At 71.9% G+C, this 12,450-nt stretch carries 11 protein-coding genes and 1 tRNA gene; 6 read left to right on the top strand and 6 right to left on the bottom strand.

The window, feature by feature from the left end; translation table 11 throughout:
• Window positions 1-45: 45 nt before the first annotated feature.
• From FFG40_RS00665 to FFG40_RS00655, 3 genes are all read right to left on the bottom strand, one after another.
• On the bottom strand, window positions 46-1,293 hold the full coding sequence (locus tag FFG40_RS00665) for an FAD-dependent oxidoreductase (protein ID WP_138801925.1): 1,248 nt from the start codon (window positions 1,291-1,293) through the stop codon (window positions 46-48).
• 143 nt (window positions 1,294-1,436) lie between these two features.
• Window positions 1,437-1,904, bottom strand: coding sequence for a DUF6264 family protein (locus tag FFG40_RS00660; RefSeq protein WP_138801924.1), 468 nt, complete (start codon window positions 1,902-1,904; stop codon window positions 1,437-1,439).
• 10 nt (window positions 1,905-1,914) lie between these two features.
• Window positions 1,915-2,787, bottom strand: a complete 873-nt coding sequence (locus FFG40_RS00655; protein WP_138801923.1) for a CoA ester lyase — start codon at window positions 2,785-2,787, stop codon at window positions 1,915-1,917.
• Window positions 2,788-2,950: 163 nt separating this feature from the next.
• On the opposite strand from FFG40_RS00655, the gene FFG40_RS00650 reads away from it, so the two are divergent.
• A complete protein-coding gene (locus tag FFG40_RS00650) occupies window positions 2,951-6,778 on the top strand; it encodes an AAA family ATPase (RefSeq protein WP_138801922.1) in 3,828 nt (1,275 codons plus the stop codon).
• A gap of 302 nt (window positions 6,779-7,080) precedes the next feature.
• Window positions 7,081-7,665 (top strand): CDP-alcohol phosphatidyltransferase family protein, encoded by a 585-nt coding sequence (locus FFG40_RS00645; protein ID WP_051596961.1) that lies wholly within the window; start codon window positions 7,081-7,083, stop codon window positions 7,663-7,665.
• Between the two features lie 101 nt (window positions 7,666-7,766).
• On the opposite strand, the gene mscL is transcribed toward FFG40_RS00645, so the two are convergent.
• From mscL to FFG40_RS00630, 3 genes are all read right to left on the bottom strand, one after another.
• Window positions 7,767-8,261 (bottom strand): large conductance mechanosensitive channel protein MscL, encoded by a 495-nt coding sequence (gene mscL / locus FFG40_RS00640; protein ID WP_027466563.1) that lies wholly within the window; start codon window positions 8,259-8,261, stop codon window positions 7,767-7,769.
• A gap of 77 nt (window positions 8,262-8,338) precedes the next feature.
• Window positions 8,339-8,629 carry an FmdB family zinc ribbon protein gene (locus FFG40_RS00635; RefSeq protein WP_027466562.1) on the bottom strand — a complete coding sequence of 97 codons (291 nt, stop codon included), beginning with the start codon at window positions 8,627-8,629 and terminating at the stop codon, window positions 8,339-8,341.
• Between the two features lies 1 nt (window position 8,630).
• Window positions 8,631-9,215 (bottom strand): 5-formyltetrahydrofolate cyclo-ligase, encoded by a 585-nt coding sequence (locus FFG40_RS00630; RefSeq protein WP_071244110.1) that lies wholly within the window; start codon window positions 9,213-9,215, stop codon window positions 8,631-8,633.
• Between the two features lie 115 nt (window positions 9,216-9,330).
• Here FFG40_RS00630 and galU point away from each other — a divergent pair, with 115 nt between their 5' ends.
• The 4 genes from galU (at window position 9,331) to FFG40_RS00610 (ending at window position 12,336) form a co-directional block, all read left to right on the top strand.
• Window positions 9,331-10,221 carry a UTP--glucose-1-phosphate uridylyltransferase GalU gene (galU, locus tag FFG40_RS00625; protein WP_027466560.1) on the top strand — a complete coding sequence of 297 codons (891 nt, stop codon included), beginning with the start codon at window positions 9,331-9,333 and terminating at the stop codon, window positions 10,219-10,221.
• A gap of 88 nt (window positions 10,222-10,309) precedes the next feature.
• Window positions 10,310-10,969 carry a GNAT family N-acetyltransferase gene (locus tag FFG40_RS00620; protein WP_138801921.1) on the top strand — a complete coding sequence of 220 codons (660 nt, stop codon included), beginning with the start codon at window positions 10,310-10,312 and terminating at the stop codon, window positions 10,967-10,969.
• Between the two features lie 117 nt (window positions 10,970-11,086).
• Window positions 11,087-12,187 (top strand): hypothetical protein, encoded by a 1,101-nt coding sequence (locus FFG40_RS00615; protein ID WP_138801920.1) that lies wholly within the window; start codon window positions 11,087-11,089, stop codon window positions 12,185-12,187.
• A gap of 73 nt (window positions 12,188-12,260) precedes the next feature.
• Window positions 12,261-12,336: transfer RNA gene (locus FFG40_RS00610), tRNA-Ala, on the top strand.
• The last annotated feature ends 114 nt before the right edge of the window (window positions 12,337-12,450 follow it).

Genomic DNA, 12,450 nt, shown 5'->3' with positions numbered 1-12,450 from the left:
GCCCAGTTCCCGCACGACGAGACGCCCGCACCGACGAGCTCCCGGTCACCGACGAGCCCACGCCGGCGCGTGTTCCGGCAGCGGACCGAACGCGATGCCGCGGGCGTAGAAGCCCCGGACCGGCGGGACCCAGCGCGCGAGCAGCACCGGGAGCAGCGGCGGACCGTCCTGCAGGTGGCCGGCGAAGGCCCGCTCGAACACGACCCGGTGCAGCACGGCCTGGGCGGCCTGCACCAGGGCTGCGGGCGGGGTCCGGCGACGCTGGACGGCCGCGAGCGCCCGGTCGAGGCCGCCACCGCGGAGTCCCCGTCGGAGCGCCGGCACCAGGAACGTCGCGGTCGCCACCGCGTCCTGTACAGCGAGGTTGATGCCGACCCCGCCGGCGGGCGACATCGCGTGTGCGGCGTCCCCGATGCAGAGCAGCCCCGGGCGCCACCACCGGCGCAGGCGGTCCATCCGGACGTCGAGCACGTGCACGTCGTCCATCGAGCCGATCGCGTCGACCCGGTCGGCGAAGTCCGGTCGGAGCCGCGCCACCCGGGCCCGGAAGGCCGCCACCCCCGCGGTGCGCAGGGCCGTGTCCGAGCCCTTCGGCGCGAAGTAGGCGACCTGGTGGTAGTCCGGCCGCGGGAAGCTCAGCAGCACGTCCCGGTCCGAGAACGCGGGGGTGAGGGCGCTCGCCGCGTCCCCGGGGCGCCGGGGCAACCGGAACCACCAGGTGTCGAACGGCACCCGGAACGCCCGTGGCACGAGCCCGGAGGCGCGACGCAGCACCGAGTTCCGCCCGTCGCAGGCGATCACGACGTCGGCACGGAGTTCCTCGGGTTCGCCGGTGCCGTCCCTCGGCCGCAGGTGGACCCCGGTCACGACCCCGTTCTCCTCGATGAGTCCGGTCGCCGCGAGGCCCATCGAGATGCGGAACGACGGTTCACGACGGGCGGCGGTCACGAGCAGGTCGAGCAGGTCCCACTGCGGCACCATTGCCACGTGGTCGTACGGAGGGGCGAGACGCGAGAAGTCACCGAGCAGCAGCCGCGAGCCGTCCGGCATCGGCAGCGAGAAGTCGTCGAGGCGTGACTGCGGCAACGCCCGGAACGGTGCACCGAGTCCGAGTTCGTCGAGCAGCCGGATGGTCGAGGCGTGCACCGTGTCGCCCCGGAAGTCGCGGTTGAAGTCGCCGTGCCGCTCGAGCACGCGCACGTCGACGCCGGCGCGGGCGAGCAGCAGCCCGAGGACGACCCCTGCGGGGCCGCCACCGACCACCGCGACCGTCGTCCGCGACACCGTCACCATGCCCGGGACGCTACCCCGGTCCGGACCGGAGGCGCGTGGCGGCCCCGACCCGCGCCTCCAGGCCGGAACGCACACGCGTTCGCAGGCCCGACACGCGGCGGACGACCGGGTCCGGCCGGAAGGGTGGTGTCGGTGCGCGCCGGTCAGGCGCTGGCGGACACCGACGACGATCCGGACCCGCTGTCGATGGCGTTCACGAAGACGACCCCGCCCCAGGCGATGACGACGATCGCGAGCACGAAGCCGATCGCCGCGATCCACCACGACGGCTTCCGTCGGATCCACGCGCCGATCGACAGCACGATCGTGGCGACCCCGATGACGAAGGCGCCACCGACCGCGATGGCCGCGCCACCGAAGTACCCACCGGGTGTGCACCCGGCCGAGGCGTCGCACTCTGCCGTGGCCGAGGCGATCGCGACGATGCCGACGACCGCCGTGATCGCGGTCATGACGGCACCGAACACCAGGAGCAGCACCGTCGAGATCCGGTCGGCGAGCTTCGCCGGCGGGAACAGCGTGGTGCCACCGCGCTCCCACGCCGCGCGCTGCGCGTCCGTGGGGGCGGAGGAAGACTGCGGCGGAGGGCCGGGGACGTTGGACCAGGTCATGCGTGCAGTCCTACCGCGCCTCGACCCCGAACGCCTGTGCGAGCCGCTGGATCTTCTGCGCCCGACCGAGCCGCGGCAGGTCGGAACCGTCGCGGATGACCCGGCCGCGGGCCTCGAAGTCGTCGAGGAAGTCCTGCGCCCAGGCGACGTCCGTCGGCGTGGGGGAGATGACCTCGTTGATGACGGGGAGCTGCTCGGTGTCCAGGCAGAGCTTGCCGGTGAGGCCGAGCGACACGGCCACCTGCGACTGCTCGCGGAGGATCGGGTGCGACGACCCGACCGTGGGGCCGTCGATCGGACCCGGCAGGTCGCCGACGCGTGAGGCGACGACCAGCTTCGACCGCGGGTACGCCATCGCGAGCGTGTCGGCGCTGGTCCCGGTGTCGCGGCGGTAGTCGCCGGAACCGAAGGCCAGGCGGAACGCGCCCTGCGCCTTGGCGATCGACACCGACTCCTCGATGCCCAGGGCCGACTCGACGAGGGCGATCACCGGTGTCTGGCCGCCGAGCCGGTGCCAGGTGTCGGTGACCTGGGCGGGGGACTCGGTCTTGGCGAGCATGACGCCCTGCAGCCCGGGCAGGCCGCGGAGCTCCTCGACGTCGTCCGCCCAGAAGTCCGTCGTGACGTCGTTGATGCGCACCCAGGCCTCGCCGCCGCCGGCGAGCCAGGCGGCGACGCCCTGCCGGGCCGAGGGCTTCGCGGCGGGGTCGACGGCGTCCTCGATGTCCAGGATGATCTGGTCGGCGCGGGAGCGCTGGGACGTGTCGAACCGGTCGGTGGCGGTGCCGGACACCAGCAGCCACGACCGTGAGATCTCGGCGGGGACCGATCGACGCCGGTTCGGCGTGGGGGCGGACGGAGTGGTGCGGTCGTCGATGGCCATGCCCCGTTGGTACCACACCGGACGGGGCCGCCGTCGGATCGGACGCGCCGCAGGTCGGGTCCGACGCCGGTCAGGTCCTTGCGGAAACCCCGAAACCTCGGTTCATTGCCAGAGAGGCCGTCCGGTTCCGCCTACAGTGTCGGATGTGTGGCGAGCGGACAGGGTGACCGACGGTGAGGACGACGTGAACGACGACGTCCCCGTCGAGGGTGCCCGCGCGCGCCCCGACGACGATCGAGACGAGCAGCAGGACGTGGACCAGGAACGGACCGACGACGAGCCGGACCGCATGCTCCGCCCGGAGCTGCAGATGACGAGCCCGCAGGCGATCAGCCTCGGCGACCCGCGGTTGCAGGCCGGCAACGCGGCGGAACCGACGTGGGACGGCTGGCGGACCCAGCTGACCGGCGTCGGCGGCACGAGCCCGCTCACGCACTTCAGTGACCACCCGCGCGCCCGCATCGAGCTCTCGACCACCCACCCGGGCGGTCTCGCGCAGTTCATCACCGGCAAGACGACCCTGCTGTCCAGCCTGATCCGCGACGAGGTGGCGCTCCGTGCCGCCCGCGTGGCCGCCGGACACGTCGAGGCGAAGGGCACCGAGCTCGCCACCGTGCGCGGCATCGACGCCGTGAAGCTCGGCATCGGCATGGCCGACTGGAAGCACGGCGACGAGCAGTTCCGCGGCCCGGTGCTCCTGCGCCCCCTGGCGATCCGCCGGCACGGACGCGACTTCGAGGTGCGCCTGCTCGGCGAACCGGTGCTCAACCCGGGCCTCGCCGACGCGCTGCACGAGCAGTTCGGGGTCATCCTCGACGCGCAGTCCTTCGTGGCCCTCGCGCAGCAGGACGGCTCCTTCACCCCGAACCCCGTCATCGACCGCCTGCGGGGCCTGACCGCGCACATCCCCGGCTTCTCGGTGCACGCCCGACTCGTGGTGTCCACCTTCGCCGAGGTCGCGACCGGCATGGTCGAGGACACCGGCGACCTGTCGCACCCCGTGCTCGACGCCCTCGCCGGCAACCCGAGCGCGAAGTGGCAGGTCGAGCAGTCCTACCACCCGGTCGAGCAGACCCCGTCGGACGAGCGCAGCCCGGAGACCGACACGCTCCTGCTCGACGCCGACGACGAGCAGGAGAACGTGATCGCGCAGATCACGGCCGGCAACTCCATCGTCGTGAAGACCCTTCCCGGCACCGGTGGCACCCAGACCATCGTGAACGCCCTGGGCGGCCTGGTCGCCGCGAACAAGCGCGTGCTCGTCGTGAGCCCGCGCCGCGCGACCCTGCGGGGCATCGCCGCCCGCTTCGGTGAGGTCCAGCTGCCCGGGGTCGCGGTCACGCCGTCGACCCTGCGCCGCGACGTCGTCCGTGCCATCGCCCGGAACGAGAAGGCCGCGCGTCCGAACCTCCGCGAGGTCGACGACGCATTGGTCCGTCTGCGCAAGGTGCTGAAGGACTACCGCGGGTCGCTCACCCGCAAGGACCCCGACTTCGGCGTCTCGGTGCTCGACTGCCTGGTGGAGCTGTCGCGCCTGTCGCTGCTGCCCGTCGCCCCCTCGACCACCGCGCGCCTGTCGAAGCAGTCCGTCGCCTCGATGGTCGACGGCCGGTCGCGCGTCGCCGAGACGATGGTCAGCGCCGCGAACCTCGGTGAGTTCCGCTACGGCCCCGACGACTCGCCCTGGTACGGCGCGAAGTTCGGTTCGAGCGACGGTGCCCAGCGTGCGCACCGCATCGCGAAGGACCTCGACGCCGACGGCCTGCCGACCCTGCTCCGCCGCGCCCACGACCTGGTGAGCTCGACGCACATGCGCCAGTTCACGACGATCAACGAGCTCGGCATCTACCTGCGCCTGCTCACCGAGATCCGTGACACGCTCGACCGCTTCCTGCCGGTGGTCTTCGACCGCTCGGTGTCCGAGCTCGTGGCCGCCACGGCCCCCCGCGGCGAGGGCGCCCCGATGTCGTCGACGAACCGTCGTCGGCTCAAGAAGCTCGCCCGCGAGTACGTCCGTCCGGGCGTGCACGTGTCCGACCTGCACGAGGCCCTGACCCGCGTCCAGCAGCAGCGGGTGCTCTGGCAGCGCTACGTCGCCGCCGGCGTGAACCCCGAGGTGCCCACGGGCATCGCCGACGTCCAGGTGCTGTTCTCGAACGTCGCCGAGGACCTCGCGCGCCTCGACGAGCCGCTGGGCCGCACCGAGCGCGACCGCCAGCTCGCGAACACCCCGGTCGACCAGCTCGTCCCGACCATCGCCGAGCTCGCCGCCGAGTCCGACGTCCTGCACAACCTGCAGGAGCGCACCGAGCTCATGCAGACCCTGCGCGACCTGCAGCTCGAGCCGCTCATCACCGACCTGGCGAACCGGCACGTGCCGGACGTGCAGGTGCCGGCCGAGCTCGAACTCGCCTGGTGGCAGTCCGCCCTCGAGACCATGCTCGAGTCCGACCGGGCCCTGCTCGGCGCGAACACCGACATGCTCGACCGGGTCGAGGCCGACTTCCGCCTGGTGGACGACGCCCACGCGGCCGGGGTCTCCCAGGGCCTGGCGTGGCAGCTCGCCGAGAACTGGAAGGTCGGTCTCGTCGACTGGCCCGAAGAAGCGACGGCGCTCAAGACCCAGCTCCGCGACGGCGCGATCACCTCGCGCCTGCTGCAGGACTCCGCACCGCACCTGTCCCGGTCGATCGCACCCGTCTGGCTCGCCAGCCCGTACGAGGTGCCGCAGATCGCCGACACGATGCCCTTCGACACCGTGATCCTGGTCGACGCCGGCGCCGTGACGATCGCCGAGACCGTCGGTGCCGTCCGTCGTGCCCGGCAGACCGTCGTGTTCGGTGACCCCGTCACCCAGACGCCGTCGCCGTTCCGCATCGCGGTCGACCCCGAGCACCGGGCGCTGCAGGTCGACGAGGGCACGCTCGACGCGTTCCACGCCGACTCCGCCCTGGCGAAGCTGTCCACCCTGCTGCCGACCCTGTCGCTGTCGCGGTCGTACCGCGCCGGCGGCGAGGACCTCGCCGAGCTCGTGAACCGTCGGTTCTACGGCGGCAAGATCGAGTCCCTGCCGTGGGCCGGCTCGTTCCTCGGCCACGGGTCGATCGCGCTCGACTACGTCAGCGACGGCAAGGCCGTCCCGGACCCCGAGTCCGGTGCCGTCGAGAGCGTCGACGCCGAGGTGGACCGCGTGGTCCGGCTCGTCATCGACCACGCCCGCACCCGCCCGACCGAGTCGCTCATGGTCATCACCGCGTCGGCGAAGCACGCCGTGCGCGTCGAGCAGGCCGTACTGACCGCCGCCCAGGGCCATAAGGACCTGACCGAGTTCGTCATCGGCGACCGTGCCGAGCCGTTCATCGTGGCGACGCTCGAGCAGTCGGTGGCGCAGAGCCGCGACCGCGTCGTGTTCTCCATCGGCTACGGCCGCACCCCGCACGGCCGTGTGCTGCGTGACTTCGGTCCGCTCGGCAAGCCCGGCGGCGAGCGGCTGCTGGCGGTCGCCATGACCCGCGCGCGTCGCTCGATGGTCATCGTCACCTGCTTCCAGCCGTCGGACATCGAGGCCGAGCGCATGGGCCACGGCACCGTCGCCCTCGCCGAGATCCTGGCCGAGGTGCGTGCCCGCACCACCGCCGAGTACGTGCCGGACGACTCCGACCCGCTGCTCGTCGACCTGGCCCGGCGCCTCGAGATGCGTGGCATCCCGGTCGCGCTCGGACACCGCGGCAAGCTCGGCCTCGTCGCCGCGCACGGCGGCGTGTGCGTCACGATCGAGACCGATGCGTCGCTGGTCAAGGGATCGCTGCGCGAGTCCCTGCGCCTGCGTCCCGAGGTGCTCCGCCGACTCGGCTGGCACTACGTGCGCGTGCACGCGTTCCAGCTGTTCTCCGACCCGGACCGCGTCGCCGACACCGTCGCCGCCGTGCTCGGGGTCGACCGCGGCGCCACGCAGGAGATCTCCATCCCCCCGATCCCCGCCCGCCGATGAGCCGCCGGGCCTCGCGGCCCGCCGGTCCGGTGACGCCGGAGACGGACCAGCTGGTGGGCACGTGGACGCGGGTCGACGACGTGTCGTCAGCCGTGCCTCCCGTCCGCCCCGCCGCCGACGGAGGCGAGACGGACGATCCGTCGGGAGGCCCGGTGCGGCGCCGCAGACGCGTCACCACCCAGCCGGTGGCGGGCTACGACCCCGCCCCGCCGCCGGAACCGGCGCGGCACCGCGACGGTGAGAACGACGACCAGCTCCGACGCGACGTCCCCCCGCACTGGTAACCGGTAGCCTGGCCCGTGATGACTGACACCGCGCGACAGCGCCCCGACTGGCAGACCTGGCCGAACCTGATCACGCTGTTCCGCCTCGTGCTGATCCCGGTGTTCATCGGCCTCGTCGTCGCCGGCCACCCGGGGTGGGCGCTCGTCGCCCTCGTCGTGATCGGCGTGAGTGACTGGGCGGATGGCTTCATCGCCCGCAAGTTCGACCAGGGGTCCAAGCTCGGCAAGGCGATCGACCCCGTCGCCGACCGCCTGGCCATCATCGCGATCGTGCTGTCCCTGGTGCTCGTCGGCCTGCTGCCCTGGTGGGTGGTGGCGGTCGTGGTGCTCGTCGACCTGGTGCTCGTCGTCCTGTCGAGCGTGCTGTTCCACGGCAACCCGGACCTCGACGTCACGTGGACGGGCAAGATCCGCTCGGCCCTGCTGTTCGTCGGGCTGCCGGTGCTGCTGTTCTCCGCGGTGCACACCGTCGACGAGAACGCGCCGTGGGTCCGGGTCGTGGCCCTGGTGTTCGTGTACCTCGGCACCGCGGGCCACGTGCTCGCCGGCGCCCAGTACGCCGTCGCGATGTTCGCGAAGCGCCGCGCGGTCCCCGCCGCCTGACGCGGGCGCCCTCTCCGCAAAACACCGGTGTTCGCGCTGCGCACCGCGGTTTGCGGGTGTGCAGCGCGCGAACACCGGTGTCTTGCGACGGCGCGCCGGGGCTAGAGCTTCGTCGAGCCGCCGATGCCGGGCCCCTCGGGAGCGTTCGACGGGGCGATGTGCGCGCCCGCGCTCGTGGCACCGCCGGTCTGCGGGCGGAGCAGGTCGCGGATCTCGAGCAGCACCTCGACGTCGGTCGGGGGCACGTCCTGCGGGGTCTGCTCCTCGTCGTTCTTGACGCGCTCGAACGCCGCCTTCTTCAGGTGGTTGACCGGCACGACGAGCGCGAAGTAGACGACCGCGGCGACGATGACGAAGTTCAGGACGGCGCCGATGATCGCGCCGAACTTCAGTTCTGCGTCACCGCCGGAGAACGTGGGGATCGCCACGACCAGCGCCTTGTCGAGGCTCGAGGCGTTGAACACCGCGCCGATGAGCGGGTTGATCAGGGCGCTGACGATCGTGCTGACGATCGCGGTGAACGCCGCACCGATGACGACTGCGACGGCCAGGTCGATGACGTTGCCGCGGAGCAGGAACTCCTTGAAGCCCTTCATGCGAGGGTCTCCTTCCGGGTCGAGGACGGCCGCCGAGTGGCGACGCGCCCCAACCTATCCGGAGAGCGCAGACCGCGTCAGGACGCGGCGGGCTTCGAGCCGCTGGGCTTCGACTCGGCCTTCTTCGCCGGCTCGGACTTCTTCGGCTCGGACTTCGCGGGGGTGCTCGACGAACCCTCGGACTTCGGGGCCGGACGCGAGTCCGTGCGGTAGAAACCACCACCGTTGAAGGTCACGCCGACGGGGGAGAACACCTTCCGCAGGACGCCGCCGCAGACCGGGCACTCCGTCAGGGTGGCGTCGGAGAAGGACTGCTTGATGTCGAACGCGTTGTCGCACTCGGTGCAACGGTACGAGTAGGTGGGCACGTCAGCTCCGGAACGTGATGATGCGCGACGGCGTGATGATGCCGTCAACGGGTTCGTCGTGGGGTTCGCGCGGGACCTCGTCGAGGTACTCCGCGTCGAAGATCACAGCATAGACGGGCGGGCGGTTCGCCATGGACCCGAGGGTCTTGTCGTAGTAGCCGCGGCCCCAGCCCATGCGGACGCCGTCGTGCCCGACCGCCGCCGCCGGGGCGAGGATCGCGTCGACGTCGTTGATCGCGAGCGGGGAGAGGACCTCGCCGACCACCTCGGGCAGGCCGAGCAGGCTCTCGGTCTCGCTCTCGCCGTCGCCGACGGCCCAGTCGAGCAGCCCGTCCTCGCGGGTGACCGGCAGCAGCACGCGGATGCCCTGCCCGAACGCCCAGTTCAGGAACGGCCGCACGTTCGGCTCGTCCGGTGCGGACAGGTACAGGGCGAGGGACGTCACCTGGCGTTCCTCGACGAAGCGCTGCAGGGTCGCGGTCAGGGTCTGGGTGTCCGCGTCGCGTTCGGTCGTGGTCCGGGTGCGCCGCCGCTGCCGGAGTTCGGCTCGCAGGGCGCGCTTCTCGTTCCCGAGATCGGCGATCATGGGCAGGAGTCTACCGAGGGGGTGCGGTTGCGGCTTCCCGCCGGGAACCCGCTGGGTCCCGTGTCCCCCGGAGCGACGACATGCCCTCGAAAGGGGGATCGGATACGGTCTGACCATGGGCTTCCAGATTTCGAAGGCGGTGATCCCGGCCGCAGGGCTGGGTACCCGCTTCCTCCCCGCGACCAAGGCGATGCCGAAGGAGATGCTCCCCGTCGTCGACAAGCCGGCCATCCAGTACGTGGTGGAAGAGGCTGTCGGTGCCGGGCTGACCGACGTGCTGATGATCACCGGGCGCAACAAGAACGCGCTCGAGAACCACTTCGACCACGTGTCGGAGCTCGAGGAGACCCTCCGCAAGAAGGGCGACCACGAGAAGCTGCAGAAGGTGAACCAGTCGACGGACCTCGCCGACATGCACTACGTGCGGCAGGGCGACCCGCTCGGCCTCGGCCACGCCGTGCTCCGCGCGAAGATGCACGTCGGCCGCGAGCCGTTCGCCGTGCTCCTCGGAGACGACATCATCGACGCCCGTGACCCGCTGCTCCAGCGCATGATCGAGGTCCAGGGCGAGAAGAACGCCACCATCGTGGCCCTGCTCGAGGTCCCCGAGTCGCAGACCCACCTGTACGGCATCGCCACGGTCGAGCCGACCGACACCGACGACGTGGTGAAGATCACCGGGCTCGTCGAGAAGCCCCCGCAGGGCGAGGCGCCCTCGAACCTGGCCATCATCGGCCGCTACGTCATCCGTCCCGAGGTCTTCGACGTCCTCGAGAAGCAGGAGCCGGGCAAGGGCGGCGAGATCCAGCTGACCGATGCGCTCATGAAGATGGCGAGCGCCGAAGAGTGGACCGGCGGCGTGTACGGCGTCGTGTTCCGTGGACGCCGGTACGACACCGGTGACAAACTCGACTACATCAAGGCGATCGTGCAGCTCGCCTCGGACCGCGATGACCTCGGCCCCGACCTCAAGTCGTGGCTGAAGGAGTTCAACGCGGGCGAATAGTCGGCCATCCCGCTCGGGTCCGTGACATGACGGACCCGGGCGGGACACCCCGTCCCGCACAGCGGCGGGACCCCGGAGGAACCCAGCGATGACGACGATCCCGACCCTGTCCCACGGGCGGGTCACCATCCGGCCCCTCCGGCTCCGCGACACCCGCGACCTCGACGCGGCACTCGCGACGAACCGCTCGTGGCTCCGCACCTGGGAGGCCACGAACCCCTCCGGACACGTCTCCACCGACGTCCGGGGCAGCATCCGCGCGCTCCAGGCCAACGCCCGCGCGGGGCTCGGACTCCCGTTCGCGATGGAGCTCGACGGTCGCTTCGTCGGTCAGCTCAACGTCTCCGGCATCTCCTACGGCTCGCTCGCGAGTGCCTCCATCGGCTACTGGGTCGTGGAGGACGCCGCCGGCCACAACGTGACGCCGATCTCGGTCGCCCTCGCCGTCGACCACTGCTTCCGGTCGCTCGGCGTGCACCGGATCGAGATCTGCATCCGGCCGGAGAACGCCCCGAGCCTGCGCGTCGTCGAGAAGCTCGGCTTCCGGTACGAGGGACTCCGTCGCCGCTACATCCACATCAACGGGGACTGGCGCGACCACTTCTGCTTCGCGCTGGTGGCGGAAGAGGTCCGCGGCGGCGTCCTCGAGCGCTGGGTCCAGGGGCAGGTGCCTCCCGGTGCGGGGACCGTTCCGCTTGCCGCACGCGACGAGGCTGCCATGCCGCTGGACACGACGCCCCGCATCTGACGGGCCGCCTGTCACGGGCCTGGAGGCGCGGCTCGCCCGCGCAGATTCGCCCCCGACACGCGCAACACGCGTCCGGCAATGACGCGGCGCGGGAACCGCCGCCCCTACCGTGTTCGCATGGCAGGAATCGGCTCGTGGGGTGGCGGCATCGTCCTGCTCGTCGCGGCCGTCCTCTGGCTCGTCTACCTGATGCCGTCGTGGGCCGCCCGCCGCCAGTACCTGGCCACCGAGCGGAACGCCATCCGGCTGCAGCAGACCCTCCGGATCCTCGCGCAGACCGCCGAGCTGCCGGACGAGGTCCGCATCGAGATGAACGCGAAGTCCCTCGCCCAGGCGCAGCGCGTCGCCCGGTCCGAAGAGGCCAAGCGCACCGCCATCGTCCGAGCCCACGAAGCCGCGCGGCAGCGTGAGATCACCCGCCGCCTGGCCGAGCAGGCCCCGGTGCTCGAGCGGGCGTCCGCCGTGCCAGCCCTGACCGCGATGCGCATGCGCCGTTCCCGGCTCGGGGCGACCCTGTTCGGCACGGTCGGCATCGTCGTGGCCCTCGTGGTCTTCGTCGTGGCACCGTCGCTCTGGCTCGTCGGTGTCGCAGGCCTCGTCGCCGCCGGTGGGTCCGCAGCGGTCCTGGCCCAGCTGCACCAGGTGGCGACGGCGCGGAAGCAGCGTCTCGCGGCCGGCGAGACGGGCGCGACCCGCGCCTCCCGGCCGTCCACCGCCTGGACGGACCCGGCCCCGCCCCTGTCGACCGAGCAGCCCGCTGCGCCCGCTGCGGACCGTTCGTGGACCCCGAACCACGTGCCGAAGCCGCTCTACGTGGAGCGGCCGAGCGCACCGGCTGCATCGCCCGAGTCGTCGGCGGAACTCGCTGCCCGGCTGAAGGAGCGCGTCGCCGCGGCCAAGGCGGAGGCCGAGGCCGAAGCGGCGGCGATCCGGGCGGGGGAGTCCGACCCGTCGCTGGCGCGGGTCTCGCGGATGCGACCCGAGCTCGAGGAAGCTGCGGCATCGCTGTCCGCGCACGACCAGGGGCGTCTGGCCGAGCGGCTCGGGCTGCGGGCGCCCGCTGCTCCTGCTGCCTCCGCTGCTGCTGCTCCCGCTGCCGACGAACCCGCCGCTCCCGCCGGTCCGCCGAGCAAGTGGGCCGGCATGGGGGTCCTCGACGACGACGCCTACCAGCAGGCCGACCTCGACGCGATCATGCGACGCCGCCGCGCGGTCTGACCCGCGGCACGCCCGACGGGCCGCCTGCGATTTCGGCTGGGCCGACCGAGGGTGCTAATGTGATCGAGCACTTGGGGCTATGGCGCAGTTGGTAGCGCGTCTCGTTCGCAATGAGAAGGTCAGGGGTTCGAATCCCCTTAGCTCCACCAGGTAGCACCACGAACGGCCCGGAACCCACAGGTTCCGGGCCGTTCTGCCGTCGTCGGGCTGTCAGCCGGTCCTCCTCCACAGCAGGTGCGCCACGGAGCGTTCGACACAGTCCA

Origin of the sequence: Curtobacterium sp. KBS0715 (assembly GCF_005938005.2) — a bacterium.
Lineage (GTDB): Bacteria > Actinomycetota > Actinomycetes > Actinomycetales > Microbacteriaceae > Curtobacterium > Curtobacterium flaccumfaciens.
The sequence above is the reverse complement of the archived record's forward strand: the minus strand, read 5'-3'. Positions and strand labels throughout refer to the sequence as shown.

What these genes read in the sequence shown, in the direction of transcription:
- FFG40_RS00665 (WP_138801925.1), bottom strand. Translation starts at nt 1,293, where the DNA reads ATGGTGACGGTGTCGCGGACGACGGTCGCGGTGGTCGGTGGCGGCCCC.
- FFG40_RS00660 (WP_138801924.1), bottom strand. Translation starts at nt 1,904, where the DNA reads ATGACCTGGTCCAACGTCCCCGGCCCTCCGCCGCAGTCTTCCTCCGCC.
- FFG40_RS00655 (WP_138801923.1), bottom strand. Translation starts at nt 2,787, where the DNA reads ATGGCCATCGACGACCGCACCACTCCGTCCGCCCCCACGCCGAACCGG.
- FFG40_RS00645 (WP_051596961.1), top strand. Translation starts at nt 7,081, where the DNA reads ATGACTGACACCGCGCGACAGCGCCCCGACTGGCAGACCTGGCCGAAC.
- mscL (WP_027466563.1), bottom strand. Translation starts at nt 8,261, where the DNA reads ATGAAGGGCTTCAAGGAGTTCCTGCTCCGCGGCAACGTCATCGACCTG.
- FFG40_RS00630 (WP_071244110.1), bottom strand. Translation starts at nt 9,215, where the DNA reads ATGATCGCCGATCTCGGGAACGAGAAGCGCGCCCTGCGAGCCGAACTC.
- galU (WP_027466560.1), top strand. Translation starts at nt 9,331, where the DNA reads ATGGGCTTCCAGATTTCGAAGGCGGTGATCCCGGCCGCAGGGCTGGGT.
- FFG40_RS00620 (WP_138801921.1), top strand. Translation starts at nt 10,310, where the DNA reads ATGACGACGATCCCGACCCTGTCCCACGGGCGGGTCACCATCCGGCCC.
- FFG40_RS00615 (WP_138801920.1), top strand. Translation starts at nt 11,087, where the DNA reads ATGGCAGGAATCGGCTCGTGGGGTGGCGGCATCGTCCTGCTCGTCGCG.